The sequence below is a fragment of the Paraburkholderia sp. Cpub6 genome (genome assembly GCF_014201065.1).
GTDB classification, from domain to species: Bacteria; Pseudomonadota; Gammaproteobacteria; order Burkholderiales; family Burkholderiaceae; genus Paraburkholderia; species Paraburkholderia tuberum.
In genome coordinates this window covers 24,277-48,078 of record NZ_JACHDM010000025.1, presented here as the reverse complement: position 1 = coordinate 48,078, position 23,802 = coordinate 24,277, and the positions used below count along the sequence as shown (strand labels likewise).

General features: G+C 63.0%; 24 protein-coding genes and 3 pseudogenes. 11 read left to right on the top strand and 16 right to left on the bottom strand.

Features of this window, described 5'->3' with window-relative positions:
• Window positions 1-175 precede the first annotated feature (175 nt).
• From HDG33_RS29650 to HDG33_RS29630, 5 genes and pseudogenes are all read left to right on the top strand, one after another.
• Window positions 176-865 (top strand): CBS domain-containing protein, encoded by a 690-nt coding sequence (locus HDG33_RS29650; RefSeq protein ID WP_184037694.1) that lies wholly within the window; start codon window positions 176-178, stop codon window positions 863-865.
• 44 nt (window positions 866-909) lie between these two features.
• Window positions 910-1,413: a TIGR01841 family phasin gene (gene phaP / locus HDG33_RS29645; protein ID WP_184037691.1), complete on the top strand. Its 504-nt coding sequence runs from the start codon at window positions 910-912 to the stop codon at window positions 1,411-1,413.
• 778 nt (window positions 1,414-2,191) lie between these two features.
• A complete protein-coding gene (locus HDG33_RS29640) occupies window positions 2,192-2,653 on the top strand; it encodes a universal stress protein (RefSeq protein WP_184037678.1) in 462 nt (153 codons plus the stop codon).
• A 207-nt stretch (window positions 2,654-2,860) separates the two neighbouring features.
• Window positions 2,861-3,283: pseudogene (locus HDG33_RS29635) on the top strand (universal stress protein); the annotation flags it as partial.
• 390 nt (window positions 3,284-3,673) lie between these two features.
• Window positions 3,674-4,324 (top strand): BON domain-containing protein, encoded by a 651-nt coding sequence (locus HDG33_RS29630; protein ID WP_184037675.1) that lies wholly within the window; start codon window positions 3,674-3,676, stop codon window positions 4,322-4,324.
• 163 nt (window positions 4,325-4,487) lie between these two features.
• On the opposite strand, the gene HDG33_RS29625 is transcribed toward HDG33_RS29630, so the two are convergent.
• A complete protein-coding gene (locus HDG33_RS29625; protein WP_184037815.1) occupies window positions 4,488-5,069 on the bottom strand; it encodes a lipocalin family protein in 582 nt (193 codons plus the stop codon).
• A gap of 355 nt (window positions 5,070-5,424) precedes the next feature.
• Between HDG33_RS29625 and HDG33_RS37675 the strand changes: the two are divergent.
• Window positions 5,425-5,628: pseudogene (locus HDG33_RS37675) on the top strand (acetyltransferase); the annotation flags it as partial.
• Between the two features lie 140 nt (window positions 5,629-5,768).
• On the opposite strand, the gene HDG33_RS29620 reads toward HDG33_RS37675, so the two are convergent.
• Window positions 5,769-6,194, bottom strand: coding sequence for a hypothetical protein (locus HDG33_RS29620; protein ID WP_184037672.1), 426 nt, complete (start codon window positions 6,192-6,194; stop codon window positions 5,769-5,771).
• A gap of 107 nt (window positions 6,195-6,301) precedes the next feature.
• Complete coding sequence (groL, locus tag HDG33_RS29615; protein WP_184037669.1) at window positions 6,302-7,930, bottom strand: chaperonin GroEL; 1,629 nt, start codon at window positions 7,928-7,930, stop codon at window positions 6,302-6,304.
• Window positions 7,931-8,120: 190 nt separating this feature from the next.
• Between groL and HDG33_RS29610 the strand changes: the two genes are divergently transcribed.
• The 4 genes from HDG33_RS29610 to HDG33_RS29595 all read left to right on the top strand — a co-directional run bounded on the left by HDG33_RS29610 (window position 8,121) and on the right by HDG33_RS29595 (window position 13,069).
• A complete protein-coding gene (locus tag HDG33_RS29610) occupies window positions 8,121-8,756 on the top strand; it encodes a hypothetical protein (RefSeq protein ID WP_409259092.1) in 636 nt (211 codons plus the stop codon).
• Window positions 8,757-9,109: 353 nt separating this feature from the next.
• On the top strand, window positions 9,110-9,583 hold the full coding sequence (locus HDG33_RS29605; protein WP_184037667.1) for a hypothetical protein: 474 nt from the start codon (window positions 9,110-9,112) through the stop codon (window positions 9,581-9,583).
• Between the two features lie 71 nt (window positions 9,584-9,654).
• On the top strand, window positions 9,655-12,060 hold the full coding sequence (gene ppsA / locus HDG33_RS29600) for a phosphoenolpyruvate synthase (protein WP_184037663.1): 2,406 nt from the start codon (window positions 9,655-9,657) through the stop codon (window positions 12,058-12,060).
• A gap of 40 nt (window positions 12,061-12,100) precedes the next feature.
• On the top strand, window positions 12,101-13,069 hold the full coding sequence (locus HDG33_RS29595) for a 1-phosphofructokinase family hexose kinase (RefSeq protein WP_184037660.1): 969 nt from the start codon (window positions 12,101-12,103) through the stop codon (window positions 13,067-13,069).
• Between the two features lie 207 nt (window positions 13,070-13,276).
• Here the strand turns inward: HDG33_RS29595 and HDG33_RS38460 are convergent.
• The 10 genes and pseudogenes from HDG33_RS38460 to HDG33_RS29545 form a co-directional block, all read right to left on the bottom strand.
• Window positions 13,277-13,447: pseudogene (locus tag HDG33_RS38460) on the bottom strand (RNA polymerase sigma factor region1.1 domain-containing protein); the annotation flags it as partial.
• Window positions 13,434-14,285 (bottom strand): CorA family divalent cation transporter, encoded by an 852-nt coding sequence (locus tag HDG33_RS29585; protein ID WP_184037658.1) that lies wholly within the window; start codon window positions 14,283-14,285, stop codon window positions 13,434-13,436. The gene HDG33_RS29585 and the pseudogene HDG33_RS38460, both read right to left, overlap by 14 nt.
• 170 nt (window positions 14,286-14,455) lie before the next feature.
• On the bottom strand, window positions 14,456-15,346 hold the full coding sequence (locus tag HDG33_RS29580) for a TIGR00730 family Rossman fold protein (RefSeq protein ID WP_184037812.1): 891 nt from the start codon (window positions 15,344-15,346) through the stop codon (window positions 14,456-14,458).
• Window positions 15,347-15,420: 74 nt separating this feature from the next.
• Window positions 15,421-16,851, bottom strand: a complete 1,431-nt coding sequence (locus HDG33_RS29575; protein WP_184037654.1) for an MBL fold metallo-hydrolase RNA specificity domain-containing protein — start codon at window positions 16,849-16,851, stop codon at window positions 15,421-15,423.
• A gap of 79 nt (window positions 16,852-16,930) precedes the next feature.
• Window positions 16,931-17,422 (bottom strand): hypothetical protein, encoded by a 492-nt coding sequence (locus tag HDG33_RS38455; protein WP_409259095.1) that lies wholly within the window; start codon window positions 17,420-17,422, stop codon window positions 16,931-16,933.
• Window positions 17,423-17,473: 51 nt separating this feature from the next.
• Window positions 17,474-18,142 (bottom strand): SagB/ThcOx family dehydrogenase, encoded by a 669-nt coding sequence (locus tag HDG33_RS29565; RefSeq protein WP_184037651.1) that lies wholly within the window; start codon window positions 18,140-18,142, stop codon window positions 17,474-17,476.
• Window positions 18,143-18,716: 574 nt separating this feature from the next.
• Window positions 18,717-19,202 (bottom strand): hypothetical protein, encoded by a 486-nt coding sequence (locus tag HDG33_RS29560; RefSeq protein WP_260330623.1) that lies wholly within the window; start codon window positions 19,200-19,202, stop codon window positions 18,717-18,719.
• A 36-nt stretch (window positions 19,203-19,238) separates the two neighbouring features.
• Window positions 19,239-19,613, bottom strand: a complete 375-nt coding sequence (locus tag HDG33_RS29555; RefSeq protein WP_184037648.1) for a DUF3564 domain-containing protein — start codon at window positions 19,611-19,613, stop codon at window positions 19,239-19,241.
• A gap of 61 nt (window positions 19,614-19,674) precedes the next feature.
• Complete coding sequence (locus tag HDG33_RS29550) at window positions 19,675-20,007, bottom strand: c-type cytochrome (protein ID WP_184037809.1); 333 nt, start codon at window positions 20,005-20,007, stop codon at window positions 19,675-19,677.
• Between the two features lie 118 nt (window positions 20,008-20,125).
• Window positions 20,126-20,797: a nitroreductase family protein gene (locus HDG33_RS29545; RefSeq protein WP_184037646.1), complete on the bottom strand. Its 672-nt coding sequence runs from the start codon at window positions 20,795-20,797 to the stop codon at window positions 20,126-20,128.
• 307 nt (window positions 20,798-21,104) lie between these two features.
• On the opposite strand from HDG33_RS29545, the gene HDG33_RS29540 reads away from it, so the two are divergent.
• Window positions 21,105-21,380, top strand: coding sequence for a DUF1488 domain-containing protein (locus HDG33_RS29540; protein WP_090804945.1), 276 nt, complete (start codon window positions 21,105-21,107; stop codon window positions 21,378-21,380).
• A gap of 44 nt (window positions 21,381-21,424) precedes the next feature.
• On the opposite strand, the gene HDG33_RS29535 is transcribed toward HDG33_RS29540, so the two are convergent.
• The 3 genes from HDG33_RS29535 to HDG33_RS29525 form a co-directional block, all read right to left on the bottom strand.
• Entirely contained in the window at window positions 21,425-22,456 is a 1,032-nt protein-coding gene (locus HDG33_RS29535; RefSeq protein WP_184037643.1) for an Acg family FMN-binding oxidoreductase, read from the bottom strand.
• Window positions 22,457-22,586: 130 nt separating this feature from the next.
• Window positions 22,587-23,369: a fumarate/nitrate reduction transcriptional regulator Fnr gene (gene fnr, locus HDG33_RS29530; protein ID WP_184037641.1), complete on the bottom strand. Its 783-nt coding sequence runs from the start codon at window positions 23,367-23,369 to the stop codon at window positions 22,587-22,589.
• Window positions 23,362-23,793 (bottom strand): response regulator, encoded by a 432-nt coding sequence (locus tag HDG33_RS29525; protein ID WP_184037637.1) that lies wholly within the window; start codon window positions 23,791-23,793, stop codon window positions 23,362-23,364. Before HDG33_RS29525 ends, fnr begins: the two co-directional genes overlap by 8 nt.
• Window positions 23,794-23,802 lie beyond the last annotated feature (9 nt).

Genomic DNA, 23,802 nt, shown 5'->3' with positions numbered 1-23,802 from the left:
ACACATCGAGCGAGAACTTCACGAGCCGGTCTCCGGGATGTGATCCATATCAAATGACACGCTGCCGTGCCGGCCTAGTCTCGAACCATACGAGCGCTCGCGGGCAGCTTGGTGCTCACGACCGAGGACGGCCTTTTCCGCCCATTAAACAACCCATCTGTTCAGGAGCGTTGCCATGCGTGCATCCGATGTCATGACCGGTACAGTTATATCGGTCACACCCGACATGACCGTGCGAGAGGTCGCGAAAATATTTGTCGACAACGGCATTAGCGGTGCGCCGGTGCTGGATCCCGACGGCACGGTCGCCGGCATGATCAGCGAGGGCGATCTGCTTCGCCGCGCCGAAATCGGCACCGACGAGCGCCCGCGAACCTCGTGGCTCCATCTCTGGTCCGCCAGTCATGAAGCACGGGACTACATCAAGACCCATGCGCCAAAAGTGCGCGACGTGATGACAAAGGACGTGGTGACCGTTCAGCCCGACACACCACTGGCCGAAGTGGCCGCCATTCTGGAGACGCGGCGCATCAAACGTGTGCCCGTGACCAAGGCGGGGCAGCTTGTGGGCATTGTGAGCCGCGCCAATCTTGTACAGGCACTGGCGAGCGTCCCGGATGAGCCGACATCGGATGTGACGCTCGCGGATGGCGAGATTCGCGCAATCTTGATGGACGAGCTCGCGGGCCGTAACTGGGCATTCGCCGGACGCAATATCGTGGTCACCAACGGAGTCGTGCATCTGTGGGGCGTATTCCATTCGATGGAAGCCGTCGATGCGGTTCGTGTGGCGGCGCAGGCCATACCTGGCGTCAAGGGCGTGGAGGATCATACGGAGCCGTATCCAGCGATGCCCGGCATCTAGCAGGTGGTGGCCGAAACGGCGCGGTATTCAAGATTGGAGGTGTCATGACTCAGCTCATTCCCGACCGATGGCTCAGTGCAGAAAGCGAGGGCTTCGAGAAACTGTTCGGCATTACCAGCCAGTGCTTCGAGGCTTTCGAGCGGCTGACCGCGTTGAACCTTCAGGCGATCCGGTTCGGACTCGCTGAAAATCAGGAAGCGCTTGCAAGGACATCTGCGGCGCACAATCTGCCGGAGTTTCTTTCTCTGCCGGTCTTGCTCGCGCCCGTGGGGGCGGCCCAGGCACTGTCGTACAGTCGGCAGTTCTTCGAGATCATGTCCAATCTGCAGTGTGGCGTTGCACCACGACAGCCGGCTAACGCGGTCCCACGACGGCAACTCGCGGACAGTCTGGTCGGCAACCTGACCGGGTCGCTCGTGCCGTGCGACGTGCCGGGGGGGCCGGCGACGTCTCCTGCGTCCGCCGCCGGGCATGCCGCAGTTGGGGTGTCTGAACGCGTGGAGAATCCGGCGGACAAGACGGCGATACTTCCGATGCACACCGAGTAACGGCCTTCGGATTCAACTCAGTGGGCTCGGAGGTATGAAAGCAGGATCGTCGGCGTCGACTTCGACGCGCGAGCCAGAGCCAATATGGCAATCTGCCGCTGAGGCGGCAATGAATGAGTTCGCCCCCGGTTGTTTTGCTCCGATACCAGATCATGCGTTCCGATCCAGCGTCGAGCACATCGAGCGGTGTTGACTCGCCTGTTGCGCCGGTCGTGGCCGGTGAGGCTGGCGTGCCAACCTCAGGGCCATTGCCGCGGGCAACGGATCAACGGTTGCCGTCTGCCAGCCAGGCTGGTGTGACAAAGGCGCGTCACGGGGAGGGCGCCTTCCTCTCTTCTGCGCATTCAGCGCGATGCTATGACGCGCGCCTTACACCATCGGACGGGAGAGGCAGGTGCTATCGAGTAAAGCAATAAACCCGAATGTCGAGCCGACCGCCCATGGAGGGCGCGCGGCATCGACTGCAACTTATCGGCGCATTTTCATTGGTGCGAGGGGTGGTCGTTTCCCGGGCGCTCTGATTGACTATGCATCCGCGTGGGCGGGCCGCGAGACGGTACTGCAAGTCGCCGCGGCGGTAGCGCGGCCTGCCGGTGAGGGCACGCGGTCACGCGACTCGGGCGATGCGCGCCGTACGGCCGAGGAAATATTGCGGACTGCCCAAGCCCTGCTTGCGATGCGCGGGCTCAACGCAAGCACGGCGCTTCTTGCGTTGTCGCACCCCGACGCGAACAGCGTGCATGCACTGGCCGAGGCGGCTCGCCGTTGGGGCGCCGACTTGCTGCTGACTGACTGCGCCGGGTCGGCCAGTCTTGCGCGTGAGGTGCATTGTCCGGTACTCACGTTGCCTGCTGGGGGCATCGGACGGTGCCACGTGCCGCCCGCGCGGATTTTTGTGGCAAGCGACGACGGTGACGCTTCGCGAGCGGCAGTCTCCGAAGCCATGCGAATCGCCGCCGATCGCGCAGCAGTGCGAGTCGGCTATGTGGCATGTTCGCCGCAGGATCGATGGGACAGGTTAAGCCACGAGGCTGTGATTCTTCAGCCGGCGCACGAGGGAGATGACATCGCGCAGGCGATCGGACTGGCCGCTCGGGAATGGCGCGCTGACCTGCTCGTGATCGGCACCCGCGGCGCACGGCTGACGGGCAAATGGCGCTTCGCCAGTGTCGCCGAACAGGTGGCCGCGCTGGCGGTGCTGCCAATGTTGCTGGTGTCGTATTCGCCCGCAGACCGATAGAAAGAGAGGGGGACAGGCAGGCTGTGGAGAAGAACCGACAATGCCGATCTCATGATTCGCGGTAGCTTCATATCGCTGCGGGGTGATTCACAGGGTGACCGTCGCGGACCGGAGCGTGGGAGCGCCCCGTAGTGACGAACGTGACTAACGTGACTAACACGCCTTGTCGTTGCTGCGCAGTGCGGATATCGACATCGGCGGGGCTGACTGGACGGAAGCGCCGCCTCGCTGGACGCTTTGCATTTTGGACTCCAACTGGCGATGCCGGAGTCCCGCCTCCGTGCAATCTACGTGATAGACCGTGCCGTTCACCTTACCGATGCCGCGCCGATCCGGGTCCTCGAGGAAGCCTTTGTCGAAGAAGGAAAGGTGATTCTGGCTGCGGCGGAAAGGGTCTTTGCGGACTTGTCCAATGCGTCCGAGAGCGCGTTTGTCAAAACTGCGCCAACGCGAGACGACGTAGCGCACGCAATCGTCCGTGACGCCGAGCAATGGGGCGCCGACCTGATCGTGGTCGGCACTCACGGACGACGCGGCATTTCACGCTGGTTCCTCGGCAGCGTCGCGGCCCGCACCGCGCGCCTCGCCCACACGCCGCTGCTGCCGGCGCGGCCAGCCCCGGGAGCTTGACACGCCCCGTGGTTGAACACGCCAAGCGTATCGCGCCACGTACGAACGGGTCGCCACTAAGTTGGTGCCGGACGTTCACAAACAATGAGGACGCTTTCAACATGCAAATCTTTGATCGCTACCCGCTTCGAATCACTGCCGCTGTCTTGCCGCGGCGCTCCACCGGCGATGCGCAGGTGAAGTGCCCGCAGTGCCGGGGCGGCGTTGCCCCGGTAGGGCGGACTTCGATCATGGGAACACCGGGTGCAGCATCCGACGTGCGGGCCAGCGGTGCGCTCCATGATTGACCTCGGTCAATTGAATCGTGCGGAGGCGCATTAGTCTGAGTGCGTGACGTATCCGAGGCGGGACACCGTGTCGCGTTGCGATAATTGCTGAGGAGAATTTTCCATGAAGCCGGACAGTCAACTGAAACAGGAAGTCGAGGACGAACTGATGAACAATTCAGCCGTCGACGCAAACGGAATAGGCGTTGCCGTGGTCGACGGCATCGTGACGCTCAGCGGGCACGTTCCGGACTATGCGAAGAAAGTCGCGGCTGAAAAATGCGCACTCAGAATAGCCGGAGTCGTCGCGGTGGTGGTCGGCATCGACGTGAAACTTCACGAGTCCGAGCAGCGCACCGACGAGGACGTTGCCTTGAGCGTGCGCGCCGTTCTCGACTGGATCGCGGGCCTCGAAGAGCAGGCGATCAAGATCAAGGTCGAAAAGGGTTGGGTAACCTTGAGCGGTGAAGTCGAGGACGGTTACCGCAGCCACATCGCCGAGAAAAACATTGTCCACATGCGCGGTGTGACGGGCGTGACGAACGACATCCGGATTCGTGGCTCTGCTTCCCCGATCGAGATCGAGTACAACATCCGCAAAGCCATTCAGCGCCATACCGATCGTGAGTTGAAGCATGTGGGCGTCGAAGTCGACGACGGCAGGGTGATCCTGTCGGGGCGTCTCAGTTCGTCCATCGAGCGCTCCATCGTATCGGGGGCTGCGCGTTCCACGCCTGGCGTGAAGGCTGTCGTGGACCGTATGGTCATCGGCTGACGCGGCGAAGCCGGCCGCTGGCGCGTTCATTGCCGTGCATGGCTGACTCTGGCGTGGCGGACAGTGCCACCCCCCGAGTGCGGACATGCCGACCATCGCGCCGGGACAGCAGGCAGGAGTGGCTCCGCCGCCGAGGCTCGGCTCTCCGGTCTTGTCCCGCGACTCATTGAAAACCGGGCTGGCCGATTTGCTCCGCGCTTTGCGGAACCCGCCGTACCCGGTTCAGGTTGACGCCCATGCGGGCAAGACGCGCGCGCATCTCCGCATAGGTGGCTTCATCCATCGCTGGACTACGCGAGAGCAGCCACATCATGTCGCCGTCGGCCACGCAGCGGATCGTGTAATGGTAGTCGGGATCCACATACGCTGTGACGACCACTACTTCGAACGGCCAGATCAGTCCCACGCGCCATTTCGTGTTACCGGTTCCGGGCATCACCTTCGCCACAAAATGGCTTCCCGTGACCGGCGCGTCGAAGTTGTGACGCCGGCCGAGATATTTATCGTCGATCCTTCCATCGCCGCGCAGCGTCCACTCGTCGTAATTGCCGACGTAATCGTGCTCACTGAGAACCGGCGTTTCCGCGATCACGTACCACCGTCCCATGTACCGGTCGAGGTCGATCGGCGGGCCCGACCTACATGCCGACGGGGGCGCTGGCGGGTGCGGCGGGACTGCCGGATCGTACGCGCAACCGGCAACGCAGATGACGAACGAGGCGACGCACGCAAATGATTTGTGCATAGGGGTTATCCGGTGGGTTCGGTGTAGCGCGGAAAGATAAGCAACCCGCAATGTCGGTCATTCGACCGCGTTTTTGGGGCTAGCCGATTGACGTGAGTCAATCGCATGTTCACGCCGTGCTCGGAGATCGTGGAGTTCCGAATCGCACCGCAACCGCATCGCCAATGAGGGGCGGGCCCTTGCAGTCGGATCGGCAACAGCCGCCACGCGGCGCCGCCGGTATGCGATACAAGGTTGCCTGCCAATATCGACAGCGGGCCATGATGCATGACATTCTGGACGGTCCTCGGCATACTAAGCCCGAGCCGCGCCCAATGATCATGGTTTGGCAACGCTCCATTCAAGGTGGCAGGGCATGAAACATTTCGATGTGTTCAATGGCGATGCTGACGGAATCTGCGCATTGCATCAATTGCGCCTGGCGAGACCATTGAGGTCGTCGCTGGTAACGGGTGTCAAGCGCGATGTGCGGCTGCCCGGCCGCGTCCCGATCCGATCCGGCATACCCGTGACGGTGTTGGACATCTCTCTGGACGTCAATCGCCGGAAAGTGCAGGCATCCTGGCCCGATCGATCTGTGTGCAAGCGACACCCTCAGCGCTCCGGCCGAGCGAACATGCGGCTGGACGCGGCCTCGATCTATCACAAAGCACGATGTCACCGTACCTCGCTGAAGTCCCTGACTCGGCCTGAAAAAAGTCATGGCCGACGCACCGGATAGCGGCGCCGCGGGCGGGCGAGCCGAGCTGAAGTGCGGGACAGCGCGAGCCCGAGCGGCTCTGCGTGAGCGGGCGTGCCAGCCGTGCGCTCATGCGACGGCCGCGTCGGTTTCACCTGGACGGCCGGCCATAGTTCACGACGGCCACGAACCTTGCTCCGCTTCGGCATAACTTTCTGGCGCCGAGGACCGCGCCGATTCTGCAGATGAGCGATGCTGACAAGCGTGCCGGGTACGTTTGCGCTCCTGTCGTGGCGGGTCATGCGTTCGATCAGCCCCAGCAGGCCCACCACCTTGCGCAGACGCGCCGCGCTAAGCTGTCCGCTGGACAGCGGGGGCAGGTCGTCGACGATCGGCGAGGCATGGCGGATCTCGATCCGACACATGGGCGCTTCGTCGTCGAGCACGATCAACACTTCATACAGTCTGGGGTCGTGCCGGGCACCCCGGTAATGGAAACTGAAGCGGGTGGGGCCGGACCGGTGGTCCGACGCCGATGCTGGCGGCGCGGGCATTATGCGCCGCCGTAGAAATCCGACGAGACGCCAAACGGCGAGGTAGCCTCCGCCGCTGGCTGGCTCGCAACCATGCAATCGGTCGTCAGCAGCAACGACGCGACGGAGATCGCGTTCTGCAACGCCGTGCGCGCGACCTTGACCGGATCGACGATGCCGGCCTCGATCATGTCGCCATACTGACCGTGGGCCGCATCGTAGCCAAACGAGCCGCTTGCCGCTGCAACCGCATGGACTATCGCCTGGCCATCGGCTCCCGCGTTTTCGGCGATCTGGCGCAACGGCGCGGCGAGCGCGCTAAAAACAATTCGGGCTCCGGTATCTTGCATCTGTGTATCGCGTCCCGATTCGAGGAGCACGCCCCGGGCGCGCACAAGGGCCACGCCACCGCCCGGCACGATGCCTTCCTCTACGGCGGCGCGAGTTGCGTGCAACGCATCCTCGAAGCGGTTTTTGCGTTCGTGCAGCGCGGCTTCGGTCGCCGCGCCCACCTTGATCACGGCGACCCCGCCGGCGAGCTTCGCAAGCCGGCTCGCCAACGCATCGCGCTCACGACCCGGGCCGAGCGTCTGCATCTGTTTTTTCACGCTGGCGATCCGCTCGTCGATGAGTTTGCGATCGCCGCCGCCCGCGACGATCGTAGTCGTGTCGGGCGTGATTTCGACGCGTCGCGCGGAACCGAGATCTTCGAGGGTCGCTCGCTCGACGGTACGCCCGGTTTGCGGCGAAATCACCGTTGCTCCAGTCAACGCGGCGAGATCGGCAAGCTGTCCGGAACGACCCTCGCCGAAACCGGGCGAGCGGATCGCACAGCATTTCAGCGTGCCGCGCAGATGATTGACCACCAGCGTGGCCAGCGCTTCGCCTTCGACTTCGTTGGCGACCAGCAAAAATGGTTTGCCGATCGAGCTGACCGCTTCGAGCACTGGCAGCAGATGCGCGACCGCCGTGATCGGAACGTCGCAAAGCAGGATCCGGGGCTCTTCCAGCACGACCTCGCGGCTCTCCGCTTCGACGAAAAGAGGCGAGAGGTAGCCGCGATCGAGCAGGGACCCGTCGACCGTTTCAAGTTCATCGTCGAGCTTGGAGCCGTCCTCTATGCTGATCGCGCCATCCTTGCCGACCCGCTCGACCGCCCGTGCGACAAGCTCGCCGATACTGCCGTCACCACTTGCCGAGATAGTCGCGATCTGTCGCATTTCATCGATCGTCGAACAGGGCCGCGCAAGGCGATGCAACTCGTCGACAACGCGCTTGCCGGCTGCCTCGACCGCGCGCTTGAGTGCCATCGGATCGTAGCCGGCTGTCACGCACTTCATGCCTTCGACCATCATGGCCTGCGCGAGCGTAGTGGCCGTCGTCGTACCGTCGCCAGCGATTTCACTGGTTTTCGTCGCGACTTCGCGCAGCAGTTGTGCGCCCATGGCCTCGAAGCGATCCTGCAGTTCGATTGAACGCGCGACCACCACCCCGGAGTTCGCAATCAGCGGCGCTTTGCCGGGCCGCTCGACGATGACGTTGCGGCCACCGGGACCCAAGGTGACCTTGACAGCTTCGGCCAGCGCGTTGACGCCGTTAAGCAGCAGGTGCCGCGCATTCTGATGAAAGACCAGCGACTTGCCCGACATAGTCTGCCTCCGGATAGGTCAAGGCTTATTCGACACCCGGTCCCACCGTGCAAAATTGATATGAATCAAGCATTTTTGACGGACGGCTGACAGCCTGAGCTCTGCGCGGCAAGTGAATCGAAGGCGAAGATGATGTGTGCAACGGAAATGCGGTGGTGATTCCAATGAGCACGATTGCGCTCATCGATGCTTGATCGACATCAACATCTCCAACGCCCGCGGAGCGATGCTGTCTTCCGTATACGCCGCCGCGCTGCGATGCCTGCGCGACCGGAAAGTCGTCCCATGTCAAGCGGCGCCGCGGCAGATATCGATGAAGTCAGACGAATTGTCGAAGCAGGACAGGTGCCCACGGAAGATCGCTACGTGCTGCGCCAAAGCGAACTGCTCGACCGGCACGGAAAACGACCTCGAGCGCGCCACTGCGATGGCGCGCCACATGGTCGCCCGTTACGGGATGAGCGAGCGGATCGGTCTTGTCGCTGTCGGCGATGCTGACGGCCAGGTGACAGGAAGGATGTTCCCCTCCTTCAATAATGGGCAATGCAGCGACAGCACAGCCCAGTTAATCGACGAGGAAGTCAGGCGGCTTCTTGCGGAAGCGAACGACCGTGTCACACAGACGCTGGACGAACGGCGTGCATTGCTCAAGCGCATAGCGCAGCGGCTGGTGCAGCGCGAGGTGCTCGATCACGACGCACTGGCGCAATTGATCGCGGACCAGCACGCGGACAGTTCTGCTCGTGCCGATACGGCAGACGTTGCGAATCATGTGGCCGATGCGGGAGTAGTCCTTCCGGCGTTAGCCGCCAGCATAGGCGAGTGAGTTTCCTCTGCCCGTCGGCAGCGACCGCAGTGGGGCCGGCTAACGAAGGAGCGCGCGTCAGACGGGGCGCGGCCGGTCACGGGCGCGCAGGGGATAAATTCAACCGGCTACCTGAGGGCTGAATGTTGTCAATTGCGTGGCGTGGCCAGAAGGTGAATAAATCTCCAGGACACGCGGGACTACCCTTATCCGTTGACGTGTAAATCCTTGATGCGCATCAATTCGTCATCGGACTGCGATGGCATTCTCTGTTTGACAGAATGAGTCGCATGCGCCGACTGGCGCAATCAAGCGCTCGCGACATCGCGACTAAGGCGCGTGCTCTCCTGCGCGACGTGTGATCGGAGGTTGACATGAACTGGCTGACAGAATATTTCGCACAAGAGACGAAGTCCCTGACAATTTCGCTGTGGGCTTATCCACCACTGGCGCTCGGTCCAGACGGTCCGGTGGCTCGCCCGGCCCATTCCTTGCCCTATCCGGGCGTCCAGCTTGTCTTTACGCCAGGCGAAGTGATCAAACGCGGCGATCTCATTTACGAGCTGCCCGCACGCTATGACGCGATGAAGCCCTTGGCGACGGACTTGAGCGAAGTTGTGCGAGACGAGCCGGCGTCATCTTTCTTTCGCGAGATCACGATTTATGCGCCGTCGTGCCTGAATCGTGACTGTCTGATCACGGTCAATGGCGCCTTTTCGTTCGTGCCGATTTTTTCTTTGGACGGCGCCCCCGGCTTTCTCGGTACAAGCACCGCACACGCTGAGCTCCCCGCATCTTCTCCTCAGATGGGACTGCCCTGGTTCTTCCAGGGCTACGTCAGCATTTGAATTCGGTGATTTGTTCGCTCACCGGTCCGCCCGACCGGTGGACAGACGGTGGCATGGCAATGGAGCTGGACATGGCTTACGACACTTCTCACGTCGTCTGGTTCGAGGACTTGCGGCGCGAGGACGTGCCTCGCGTCGGTGGCAAGAACGCCTCGCTGGGTGAAATGGTAGCGAACCTCGCCGCGCGCGGCGTCAAGGTGCCACCGGGTTTCGCGACCGTTGCGGATGCCTACCGGTGCTTCATCGACGAGAACGCACTGCGCCCAAAGATTGCCGCCGCGCTCGACGAGCTGTCGGAAGGGCGATTGAGCCTTGCCGAGGCCGGCGATCAGATTCGCCGGGCGATCTTGCATGGAACGTGGCCCGACCGGACAGCGCGAGCCATCCGAGCAGCCTACCAAGCGTTGAGCCAGCGTGCCGGGCAGGCTGAGGTCGACGTAGCCGTGCGCTCGAGCGCGACGGCGGAAGACCTCCCTGACGCGAGCTTTGCGGGACAGCAGGAAACCTTTCTCAATGTCCGCGGCGAACGCGCATTGCTCGATGCTTGCCGGCGATGCTATGCGTCGCTCTTTACGGACAGGGCGATCAGTTACCGGCAGGCAAAGGGTTTCGATGACCTGAAAGTCGCGCTGTCGATCGGAGTGCAACTCATGGTGCGCTCCGATCTGGGGGGCGCCGGCGTGATGTTCTCGATCGACACGGAGACAGGCTTCGACAAGGTGGTGCTGATCAATGCCGCCTGGGGCCTCGGAGAAAATGTCGTGCAAGGCGCGGTCGATCCCGACGAATACGAGGTATTCAAGCCGCTGCTGGGCGACCCCTCGCTGTCGCCAATAATCGGAAAGAAAAAGGGCGAGAAAGCACACAAGATGATTTACGGGGCCAACGGCGCTCACCGGACGAAGAACGTTCCGGCGTCGAAACAGGAGCGCGCCGCGTTTGTCCTGAACGACAGCGAGATTTTGGCGCTTTCGCGCTGGGCGTGCGAAATCGAAACGCACTATGGCCAGCCGATGGACATCGAGTGGGCCAAAGACGGCGCGACAGGCGAAATGTTCATCGTTCAGGCCCGGCCTGAAACCGTGCAGTCACGCCGCGAAGCAGGCGCGGTGAAGACCTACCGGATCGGCAAGACGGGGCGCAAGCTGTTGTCCGGTGTCAGCGTCGGCGAGGCGGTGGCGGCAGGCAGCGTTTGCGTCATCGAGCATGTACGAGATATGGGGCGTTTTGTCGACGGAGCCGTGCTGGTGACTCAAACCACCGACCCCGACTGGCTGCCGGTCATGAGGCGCGCGGCCGCGATCATCACGGACCACGGCGGGCGCACATCGCACGCGGCAATCGTCAGCCGTGAGCTTGGCTTGCCGGCGATCGTCGGGGCAGGCAATGCCACGCACGTCCTGCACGACGAGCAGCAGGTCACGGTGTCGTGTGCGGAAGGTGACGAAGGCTTTGTCTACGACGGGATCGCCAATTACGAGGTGGAGGAAATCGACTTCAGCAGTATTCCGGCGACGCGCACCCGCGTGATGCTCAATCTCGCGAATCCCGCTGCTGCATTCCGTTGGTGGCGCATCCCGGCCGACGGTGTCGGGCTTGCGCGCATGGAATTCGTGGTGAGCAATCACATCAAGATCCATCCGATGGCGCTGGTGCGCTACGACACGTTGCAGGACGTTCATGCGAAGCAGACGATCGCCGAGCTGACGGCGGGTTATGCGAGCAAGACCGATTACTTCGTCGAGCGTCTGGCGCTCGGGCTTGGGCGTATCGCAGCGGTTGAGTTTCCGCGCCCCGTGATTATCCGCATGAGCGACTTCAAGACCAACGAGTATGCCCATCTGATCGGCGGGGCCGAATTCGAGCCGCAGGAAGAGAACCCGATGCTCGGCTTCCGCGGCGCGTCGCGTTACTACTCTGCGCGCTATCGCGAAGGCTTCGCACTCGAATGCAGGGCGATTCAACGCCTGCGCAACGAGATGGGTTTCACGAATGTCATCGTGATGATTCCGTTCTGCCGGTCCACCAAAGAGGCCGATCAGGTGCTCTCGGTGATGGCGGAAAATGGGCTCGCGCGCGGCGCAGCGGGGTTGCAGGTCTACGTGATGTGCGAAATCCCCTCGAACGTGATCCTGGCGGGAGCGTTCGCGCAGCGTTTCGATGGCTTTTCCATCGGCAGTAACGACCTGACTCAATTGACGCTCGGTGTGGATCGGGATTCCGCCGAGCTGGCTGAATTGTTCGACGAGCAGGACGATGCCGTCAAATGGATGATTCGCAACGTGATCGCGGAAGCGCATCGCGTTGGCGCGAAGGTCGGGCTGTGCGGACAGGCGCCCAGCGATCACCCCGAATTCGCTGGGTTCCTGGTCGAATGCGGAATCGATTCGGTATCGGTCAGCCCCGACAGCTTCATCGCGGTCAAGCAGCGTGTCGCGGCTGCGGAAACCGAGGTTAAAACCCACACGCCAACCTAGGCGCGGCGGGTGCGGCAGCGCTTTCACGGCAAGGTCCATCATGGCGGAGATATTGACGGTCACACTGAATCCAGCGGTGGACGTGGCGACCTCCGTCGAGGTGCTGGAGCCGACCCGAAAACTGAGGTGCGCGGCGGCGCGGCGCGATCCCGGCGGTGGCGGCATCAACGTGGCGCGTGTGCTTCAGCGCCTTGGCGGCGATTGCCTTGCGCTGTATCTCGCGGGAGGCCCGACTGGGCGCGTGCTGCAAGACCTGCTCGCGGCAGAACAGGCAGCGAGCGTTTGCCTGAGGATCGAGGGGGAGACGCGCGAGAACTTCTCCGTCTTTGAGACATCCACCGGGCGGGAATTCCGCTTCGTCTTGCCTGGACCAACGGTCACGGAGCGCGAGTGGCAATCCTGCACCGATTACATCGACGCGCTGGATTCGTCCCCGCGCTATCTCGTACTCAGCGGTAGCCTGCCGCCGGGTGCACCCATCGACATTTATGCGCGCATCGCCAGGTGCGCTCGTGCGCGCGGCATGCGGGTCGTGCTGGATACCTCGGGACCGTCACTCGCTGCGGCACTCGAAGCGGGGGTTTTTCTCGTCAAGCCGAGTTTGAACGAGCTGCGTGGATTGACCGGAATGCCGCTTGTCGAAGAACGGGAGTGGTGCGAGGCGGCACGGCGGATCGTCCGCGACGGGCGAGCGTCGATCGTAGCGCTCACGCTTGGCGATCAGGGCGCCCTGGTCGTCACAGGCGACCGTACGCTGCGCGCACCGGCACTCCCTGTGCAGGTGTCGAGCTCCATCGGTGCCGGTGATAGTTTTGTCGCCGCCATGGTTTGGGCTCTCAACCACGATTCGAGCCTGGAAGTTGCCTTCCGGTATGCGCTTGCCGCTGCGTCGGCGACTTTGCTGGTCGCGGGTACCGGATTGTGCGAGCGGGCCGATGTCGAACGGTTTTATCTTGCGCTGGCGGATTGCCAGTCGTTTGGCATCTCCAAGGCGGACGGCGAGGAGTAGAGCGACTTGGCTGCTGCGATTCAAACTACGCTGGACTGGCAAGACGGCATGCGCGGGCACGAGATCACAGCCGATGTTCGTCGAGGCCGGGTAGCGGGAGTCGTCCATCACATCAGAGCCGCCGAAGACGCCGGAGTCGGCATCGTCGTCGACGAGGGCGGCGGCCTCGTCGCAGGAGGGTTCGGTCAATCTCGCATCGCTGTTCGCGGGCGGCGCGTCGAGCACGGTGACGCCGAATTGCGCGAGTGTCGTGTAGGCATCTTCGATCGTCTCCGCACAAGCCGCGTCGGCGGGTAGCGCGTCGACGATTTCCGTGTAGCGGAGATCACCCCGTTGTGCAGCCAGTTCGAGAAGTCCGGCGCGACTAAAACCGGACATGTCTGTGTCTCGGGCACGCACCTTCGTCATCATGGCATTGGCGGATCGACCGCGGGTTGCGGGGTTCGAGCTCCAGTGGCCGGCACACACTCAGCGTGACGGAAAACTCCTCGGCTGACTGTCTCAGCGACTGCACGTCTTCTTCCCGCACCCAGTTCGGAGGCCGGTTGACGAGACGGAACAGCGCCGCTGGTTCAGGCGCAAGCAGCCGCCGCAGGCGCACGAGATCGCGGCGAATGCCGCCCAGCTTTGGCCTTTTCGGCAGTCTGTCGGCGGCCAGCGTTGCGTCCACCTCATTGACGGTTTGCGCTGCTGTGCGGACGCTGCTGACCAGCACATCGGCTTCCTCCTGCAACAGGTGAATCAGGAGCGCCATGGGGCTGTGAAAGGGGGTGCCCATTTCGACAGCCTGCCTCAACTGGCTCACTGACCGCAGAGGAAGGCTGCGTACGCTCATCAGGCAGCGAACACCAACGTTCAGCCAGAGGGTCGCCACGTTGAGGGGCTCCTTTCGCGCGAAGTCATAGTCGACATCGTTGAGCACCGCAATTAGGTTCTCGTTGACGTGCGTGATACGGGTCGAGCGGGAACCTTCCCTCAGGGTATCGGCGAATGCGTCCGGCAGTCGCACGTGTTGTAACGGCCAGCCTTCCAGCACGCCAGGCAGGTCATGGAAGTGCAGCCAGATGAATTCACCGTCCTTGTCATGCTGATGTTTGAGCCAATCTGCTGCTGTGACGGCGTCGATTTCGCGGCCCACACCGTTGCTGGAAAACGCGTATCCATGGTTCAACGGAAACTGGCCGGTCGTTTGTGCCGGCAGCGTTTGTGTGTTCATTGATGCTCCATCCCGCAGGCCGATGTTTGACATGGCGATTCCACGGTAACGTCGTCGATGGCACGCTCCGACGCGTCATGCTTTTTCACGTTCGCCTGTGACGGGGCCGGCGGACGTCGCGTGGACTCTCTACAGCATCGCGCAGCGGAAGCTGGCGCTGTCGAAGTCGATCAATTGCGACCGGCGCCCTCTGACGCTTCGTCGTCCCAACTGCGTATCGCGTCCCAGATCTCCTGCGCCGTCTCGCAGAACCGGAAAAGCTGAATGTCACCCGGCGCGATCATGCCTTCGTCGACCAGAAACTCGAAGTCGATCGCAGTGCGCCAGAACGATTCGCCAACCAGGACCACGGGCAATGGTCGGATCTTGCCGGTTTGTAGCAGCGTCAGCACTTCGAACAACTCGTCGCAGGTGCGGTAACCGCCCGGAAAAAAAACAGCGGCTTTCGCACGTTCGAGCAGATGAAGCTTGCGGATCGCGAAGTAGTGAAAGCGGAAACAGAGGTCCGGTGTCAGATAGGGATTCGGCAATTGCTCGCGCGGCAGCGAGATGTTCAGGCCCACGCTGGGCGCGCCGGATTCGTAGGCGCCGCGGTTGGCGGCTTCCATGATGCCCGGACCGCCGCCCGTGACGACAGCGAGATGCCGCGACCGCGCCGGGTCCGCCGGGCGGCCGATCAGCTTCCCCAGTTCACGGGCCACATCGTAATAACCGCTGCGCTCGAGCAGCCTTGCCGCGACCCGCAACGCCTGCTGATTGGCCGGTGTAGCGGGATGCGCCGCCAGCGCGCGCTGTGCGTCTGCCAGACGCCGACGGGCTAGCTGCGGGTCGACGATGCGGGTGCTGCCATAAACGACGATCGTCTCGTCGATACCGAGCCTCTGCAGGCTCTCTTCGGTCTTCCAGTAGTCGAGCTGCAGCCGCACGCCGCACATCTCGGGGCGTTGCAGGAACGACGCGTCTTCGTCGGCCTGCAGGTATGTCGGGCTTTCGAGAAGATGGCGCACACGTGGTGACAGCTTTCGACCGGCTGCACGCGTGGGTGCAAGCTTACCGGGCATCGTCCCGCGCGGCCATGCGGGCCGTAACGGCTTGCCGGCGCGGCAGCGCGCGAGGTTTTGCGCAGGGCGTGACATCAGCTCTCCGCTGGGCCGGAGATCGAACATGCCGCAGCGGCGGCCGCGGACCGGCCGTCGAGCGCAGATTTTTCCGCAAGCTCGACGCTTTGCTGATACACCGGCACCGTGCAAGGCCAACCAAGCGTGTCGGCGATTCGACGGCGCAACGCATCGGCGGCGGCGGGCTCACCGTGCGTAATGAACGTTTGCGCGGGCGCGGGCGATATCGCTGCGAGCCAGTTCAGCGTTTCGCTGTAGTCCGCATGCGCGGACAGCGACGAAATCGTCTCGACATGTGCGCGAATTCGCACGTACTCGCCGTGAATCTTTACCGCTGGTTCGTGTGCGGCAATGGCGGCGCCGCGTGTGCCCGCGGCCTGATAGCCGACCAGCGCGATCGTATTCCTGGGGTCCGGCGCATACAGGCGCAAATGATGGAGCACGCGACCGCCGGTGGCCATGCCGCTGCCAGCGATAATGACCATCGGACCATGATGCGCGGCGATCGCTTTGGACTGCTCGACCGTGCGCACCATGACTGCCGCCTTGTCGATCATGGCCGCCTGCGAAGCCGTCAGGCGGTGCTCGCTCAGATGGTGCCGGTACACCTCCGTGACGCCGGTGGCCATCGGGCTGTCCAGATAGACCGGCACGTTTGCCATGCGCCCGGTCTGCTTCAGATGCGCGATGTAATAAAGGATTTCCTGAGCTCCTCCGACCGCAAAGCAGGGCATGACCACGACGCCGCCGCGCGCGAACGTCCGCTCGAATAGCGCGGCCAACTCCTGCTCGGGATCGGTCGTGGCATGCAGGCGGTCGCCGTAGGTCAACTCGACGACCAGATAGTCCGCGTGCGCGAGCTTCATGGGGGCACGCATGATCGGATCGTTCGGCCGGCCGAGATCGCCTGAAAAAGCCAGCACCGTATGGCGCCAGCAGAGCACGACGCTGGCCGCGCCCAGGATATGTCCGGCAGGCAGAAAGCGGAAGCACAATTCGTCGTTCAGTGGGGTGGGGACATCGAATTCGCGCGGCACGATGAGCCGCAGCGCGCGCTGTGCGTCGTCGCGCGTGTAAAGCGGCAGAGCCGGCTTGTGCTTCGAGAAGCCATGACGGTTCGCGAAGTCGGCTTCCTCTTCCTGTAGACGCGCACTGTCGCGCAGCATGATGTCGCACAGGTCGGCCGTGCCGGGCGTGCAGTAGACGGGGCCGCGATAGCCGCTGCGCGCGAGCACGGGCAGGTAGCCGGTGTGATCGATATGCGCGTGCGTGAGGATCACAGCGTCGAGCGTATCGACCGGCATGGGCAGCGGGCTCCAGTTGCGCAGGCGCAGGTTTTTCGTACCCTGAAACAGACCGCAATCGATCAGAATCCGCAAGCCGGCGGCTTCGAGCAGATATTTCGAGCCGGTGACGGTTTCGGCGCCACCCAGAAAAGTCAGTTTCATCATGCCCTCGCGCGGAACCCGCCCATGGCGTGGATAAATGCCATTGCACTGCATTGGCCTGGCGCAGCTTTGACATGGATCATCGAATGCGGCCGGGCGGTTCGGCTTTCGCTTCACTATCGCATTCGATCGCGTGCCAGAATTCGCATAACTGGGGATGAACAGCGTCGTGCCAGCGCAGGCCCGTGAAAAGATCGTAATGGTCGCACTGGCCGATGGTCGCGCGCCGATGCCGTGGCGCGTCCGGCGCATGACATAGCGCGTGCGCGCAATGAGTCTGATCCGCGCCGGTGATGTCGTCGCGGTCTGCCTCGATCGTGCAAAGCGGGACTTGCCCAAGCGCGCCGGTATTCCAGCCCGACCTGACGCGCAGGGTGGGCGACCAGGATGGCAGCCTGCTGGATGAAGCCCGATAGATCCGGCGTCCGGACGCAGACGTTGAGCGCGCTATCGGCGAACGCCCTGGCGAGGCGCCGTTGTGTATCGAGCAGGCCGTACCACATGGGTTGCCTCTTCGGATCGGGCATGCTGCCAACGGAACCCTGCCGGCCGCCCGATAACCGCATCGCACGTGCGGCGCGCGAAGCCCGGGTTGCCGGCCACCGCTGCGCGCCACGCCGCTTCAATCCGCGAGCGAATTCAATGTCGTTGCCAGCGCGCCTACTGTTTGAGCCAGGATCGGCAATTCGTCCTCGTTCAATTTCAGTGCGTCGCTCAGCGAGCGATGATTGATCCAACCCCGTACGACGCATCCGAGTCCGGCTGAAGCGCAATACAGCGACACGTTCTGTGCCATCGCGCCCGCCGCGACGGCGGAAAAAATATCGCGCTGCTGAGGCGGCATCGTCAGCAGGCGCGACATGTTGACGACATACACGAGATCGAGCGGTGCGTCGCCGACAAAATCCTGGTATCCCGTCATATTGCGCGCGTCGCTCTCGTGTTTGAGTACGAGCCGATGGTTTGGCGCGTCATAGCGATAGACTCCGTTCGGCAGCACCGCATAAAGGTCGATTTCGTTGAAGGCATGGGCCGACGGCGCCGTGCGGCCGCCTGTCGCCGGACGGTTGACGCCGTCCGCCGCCCATAGCAGCGCACCAAGCGTCGCGGGCATCAAGGGTGTGTCGGAAAATTCGCGGGTGCTGGCGCGCAGCGCGAGCGCTTTCATCAGCGGCACGCCGCCGGCCATGTCAGGCCTGGGCAGCGTGATCACGGCAGGCGTTTCGCCGCGGGTACGAGCGGGGGCGCGTCCGGGCGCCGGTTCATAGGACAGCAGTTGCATATCGGTCATGATCGACTCCGTTCAAGGTCAGCGCCGGTGCATGCGCAGGTGAACCGCGCACGCGTTTTCACCATAGCCGCGCTGAACGCCTGTGTTTTGATGCGTGTCAACGGAGCCTTCTCGCCGCGTATGAATCGTATGGCGCTCATGGTTGCCCGGTTCTCGTTGATGCAAATCAACCCGCATCGCAGCCGCGTACGTAGTCTCACTGCTGGTATCAGGGATGCCCGACAGTTGTTCACCGTGCGTCCGCGGTGCCCGGCACGCCGACCAGACGCAGTCGCAACCGGTTGAGCGCTGCTGCGCTTCGATGGCGAAGGGACGTGCCCAGCGCCCGCTCTGGCTCGCATGGCGGCTAGCGCCATTGAGCGCGGATTCGGCCATCAGGCGCGGCATTCATACACGATGACCTCGACAAGGAAGAACCTGAACGTGAGCGATACGGTCGCGTTATATGCGGCGCTGGGTGGGGGATGGGAGAGCGGGCAATGACCGGGCAAGTTTTTGAGTGAGAGTTCGCGGGCATGGCGCCGGGAGGGCGATGCGTAGAGGGCGCGGGATCGAGGCCCGCGCAGCGTGCGCCTCAGACGTTGCTCGCCTTAGGTGTGGAAGCCGTCGACGCCGGCGCGTCACCCGGCTTGTCCCGCTCGCAACGTTCGAGCCGCAACGCGCCCCAGCCCAGCGGAGCAAACACGCGGCCGCCAGCAAGCTCGACCTGCTCGACAAACGATTCGAGCGTCACGCCAGCCATGATGTGAATCGGCGCGTTGCTGATGAAATCCTGCGTGCGCAGCCACGGAGCGTCGCCCCGATTGATCTCCATGACGCTGCGCATTTTGCCATCGTAACCGGCATTGGGCGGATACAACGGACCGTCGAAAGCGACCGTCAGTATCTGGTCCGGCATGTCGTTGTAGGGGACGCCGGCATGTTGTTCATATGGCACCTGTTCCCAGCCATCACCCCATTGCTGATCGAGTGGCACACGCGTGAAATAGGCCCACGGGGCGCGCACGAAACAGAGTCCATACGCGTGCCGTACGCCGTCCAGATCCGCGGTCAATCCCATGAGCGCACCTCGTTGTCGTGACGGTTCAAATAAGGTTCAGGCAGTGTCGTCATCCGCGAAAATGCCATTTTCAGGCTCCGCGCCCTCGTGGTCGACACATTGAATGTGCCAGTGGCCGCTCATCAGCGTCCTGCCTGCATTGGCGCACCATTGCGCACGCCCGGTCTCACCTTCGAACGGGCCGCCGGACACTTTCAGATCAAGCCCCTCAAGCACACAGCAGGGCACCGAATCGTGCGGGCCGCACACGAGTGTATTGCCGCAGTCGATTTGCAGCGTGCCCCATTCGGGCAGTTCGAGGCCCAGGTGCCCCTCGCGCGACCATTGACGCGTTTCGTTGTCGAGCCACAGGATGGCAAATGCCATCGGATTGACACGGTCGAATGTGTCGAGGTGGATGGTCAGGCGCATGATTTTCTCCACGAGTACCAAATGCGTTCGCAGTAAGCGGCTAGAGTCGGTTCATTGCGGTTCATTGACTAAGAACCCACTGGATCAGCGTATGGGCGTCTTCGGGCGTAAGCGGTCCACCGCGTTCTGGCGGCAGCGGCATGGCCATGTCGCCCCAATGCGCCTTGCCGCCGACCCGCAGTTTGTGTTCGAGCATCACCTGCGCATTCGGCTGGTTGCGGTAACGTTGCGCGATCTGCTGGAACGAAGGGGCGAGAAACGGCGCGTCGCGGGTATGGCAGAACATGCAATGCTGTTGATCGACGAGGGCGGTCGGCTCGGACTGCGCGAACGCCGCGCCGCTTGCTGTCAGCAGGAGCCCGACTACATGCGCGGCCAGGTACGGCGGAAACATGGCTTTCACGAGACACACTCCACGAAAGGTTGCAGGCTCAGTCTACGTTTGACGACGCGGTTGCAATTGACTCACGTCAAGCCGACGTTTGCCTGCGATCATTGACCGTTTGCTTGCGTTATCCGGCATCGTCGGCGCTACCGGATAAATCAAAGTGGCCCACCGTTTGAGCGAGCACCGGAACGCTGTCGCGCGGCAGGCGCATTTCGACACTCAGCGCACTGCGGTTGAGCCAGCCGCGCGCCGCGACAGCGAGTCCTGCGGCCGCGCAGAAGAGATAGACGTTCTGCACGATCGCGCCGGCGCTCGCCGACGCAAAAGGTTTGCGCTGCGACGGTGCGATGTCGTGCATGCGTGCAAGATCGGCGACGTACACCAGATCGAGCGGCGCATCGCCCACGAAGTCCTGGTAGCCCGTCAGCCCGCGCAGATCGCTTGCGACGGCCAGGTCGAGGCGATGTCGGCGTGGATCGTAGCGATACAGTCCGCGCGCGAGCACCGCATAGATGTCGATTTCATGCAGGGCCAGCACCGAGGGCGCGATTCGCCCGCCGTCCGGCTCGCGATTGATGCCGTTAGCCGCCCACAGCAAATTGCTGAGTATCGTGTCGTCCAGCAAGTCGGCAGCGAAGCGGCGCGTTGTGCGGCGTTTCGCGAATGCTTCCATGATCGGCATGCCGCCGGCGCGCGCGGGAGCAGGCAGTTCGATGTGCTCCGACACCATGCCGGTGACCGGACGCGTACCCGCCTGATCGCGCAGTGCGGTGCCAAGTCTGAATAGATGTTTCATGAACACGTCGTCCTCGTGCAAGCCGGAACTGCAAACGGCACACAGTCATCGTGTACCAGCGCGGCATTTGATGATTGACTCAAATCAACCGGCTTTCGCGAACATGGGGCTGTTCGAGGCCTGCCGTCAGGTGATGTCACTCGCTTGATCCGAGTCAACCGGGATCGCCACCAAAAAAATTGGCGACGTTTCAAGCGCGTCTATTCTGAACACATCAGAGCGCCGAGCGTGGCCGCACTCTGGTTACCCGCGCCGCTTCCGTCGGCTTTATTCAAGCCACGTCCTTTCACTCTCACAGGCACCGGCCATGCATATCCATTTCCCGCAGGAACGTCCCGAGTACTGCGCGCGCGATCTCGTCGTCGCCTTTCCAGCGGAGGTCGACGGTGAGCGCGTGCAGTGCGCCATTACCGCGGAGGCGCTGGAAGACCACTTTGGCGCGCCGTCGTTGCGTGAGGACGATCTGATCGAAGCGTTCGATACACACCGGCTGCCCATCGAGGCCGCCGCGCGAAATTTGCTGAAAGAAGTGGGCGCGAAGCCGGTCATGATGCACAGCGGCTACTTCCGCTTCCGCGATTGAAGCCGCGCGGCCGGGCCGCTGATCGGCCCTTTGACTGCACCGCGCTACGACACCACTTCGGCAAGTGGGCGCCGCGGCGAATGCGGCACGGCGCTGCCACGGCCAACCCGGATCAGCAGTTGCGGAACGGCGTCCAGATTGAGCGCGGCGCGCAGGCGCTCGCGCAGCGAAGCCACTTCGATCGGTTGATTCAGGTAGGAAGCCGTCATGCCTTCGGAGGCGGCGGTGAGCAGCACCCGTTCGAGCGCCTGCCCGGCCGCGAGCCATGCGGCCGCGTCGTCCGTGCCGGTGCCGATGCACAGCAGCAATGGCGAGCCGGCGACGAGTGTCTGATGCGCTGCGGCCAGACCGCCGCCCAGGTCGAAGGTGCGAACGATCGAACTCACCAACGGCACCGCGAAGTCGAGCAGCCCGCGCGCGCCGGTCGACAATGCGGGCATGCCGTCCTGAAGGCGCCGCGGATGAATCCAGCTGGCAAGTTCGCGGCGAAAGCGGGGGTCCTTGAATTGCGTCTGGTCGGCTTCGCCGATCAGCTCGGCGAGCTGTTCCCGACTCGCCGTGCTTTCAATGCAGACCGTATCGCAGCCTTCCGCCGTCCCCGCGTCCACGAGGCGCCGCTGAAATTCGGGTGGCGTGGGTTCGCCGGCGAAAATCTCACGCGTCGTCACGCGCAGCGCAATCGCATCGAACAGCGCGGCGAGGCCCTTATCGCAGCGGCCGCCGGGTATCACCCGCAGATGCGCAAGGACGTCGGGGTCGGCGTTCGAGGGAAACGGCGTGATCGCGTAGGCCAGCCCAAAGCGGCTCAGCGCCACGCGCAGATTGAACAGTGCCGCGCCGCAACTGATAATCAACTCGCGGTCGTGCGGATCGACCACCGGCAGCGCGCGCATGCGGTCCGCGCACAGCGTCATGCAGTCGCCATCGACGATGAAATGCCACGGCTGGGTGTTGTGGTTCGACGGTGCGAGTACCGCATAGCGCAGCGCGAAGCGCAGTTTTTCGTCGATGCCGGCATGCGGGTCGAGTTGCCGTTCATCGACGGACCATGCCGTCGTCTGGGGAAGGGTGCTCATTCGGGGTCTCCTGACGCCGTGTCGGCTATGTTGCGTCAGACCATCGTGTCAGACAGTCCTGCGGCCGGCTTGACTCCGATCAAACGGCGGCGCAATGCCGGCTTGATTCAACGGCGGCGAGCGCACGCGGCTAGACGCGGGCGAGACCTTCCCTGTCGAGAATCCTGATCTGCTTGCCGTGGGTGTCGAGCAGGCCGTCCTTCTGAAACTTCGATAGCATGCGGCTGACGGTTTCGAGTTTCATCCCGAGGTAGCTGCCGATCTCTTCCCGCGTCATGCGCAGATGAAATTCCGCCTGCGAATAACCGCGCGACTTGAGCTTGCCCGACAGATTCAGCAGGAACGTCGCGACCCGCTGGTCCGCGGACATCGTGCCGAGCAGCATCATCAGCGTGGCCTCGCGCACGATCTCGCCGCCCATCAGCCTGTGCACATGCTGCTGCAATGCCTTGACGTCGCGGCACATGGCTTCGAGCAAATGGAACGGGATGATGCAGACCTTGCTGTCCTCGATGGCGAGCCCATCGCAGCTATGCTTGCCTGAACCGATGCCGTCGAGACCCAGCACATCGCCCGCTAGATGAAACCCGGTGACCTGTTCACGGCCGTCGCGATGCATCACGACAGTCTTGAACGAGCCCGCGCGAACTGCGTAGATGCTCTGGAACGAATCGCCTGCGCGAAACAGGGATTCGCCATTTTTGATCGTGCGCGAAGGGCAGATCAGCGCGTCGACCTGTTCGGTCTCTGTCGCCGTCAGACCTTCCGGCAAGCATGAAGCACGCATCGCGCAACTCGGGCAGTTGGCGCCGCCGTGCTTCGGCCGGGCCGGTGCAAATCCGGGATCTTTCAGCGCGTGCAGCGGCATCTGCGCGATGGTCCGGGTCTGGGAATATTCGGCAACGTCAGACATGATGGGCTCCGAGATGGTAGAGACCACGCGCGCAATGCTCGTGGGCAATTCGCTCGATGGTGTTGCATGCAAGATCGAATTCGCTGGTCTTGTCGAAGAAGTACTGCGCGCCGTTGGCGACGCACGCCTGCCTGAACCACGTGCCCGAATGATTCGTAAGCACGATCGTGATCACGGTGGACATGCTCTGCGCGAGGTTGCGCAGCAGGTCGATGCCGCTGCCGCAGCTCAGATGTAAATCCATCACCACGACGTCGGCTGCCGTCGCGCCGATGCCGTCCTGTGCCGCACCGGGTTCCTCCGCTTCACCGACGATCTCGACGCCTTCGATCGCACCGAAACGCGCGGCGATCCGTTTCCTGATCGAAATCGCGTCGTCCACGAGGAACACGCGTACGGCTCGGTGTGACGGGCTTGAGTTCATGGCTCGAAG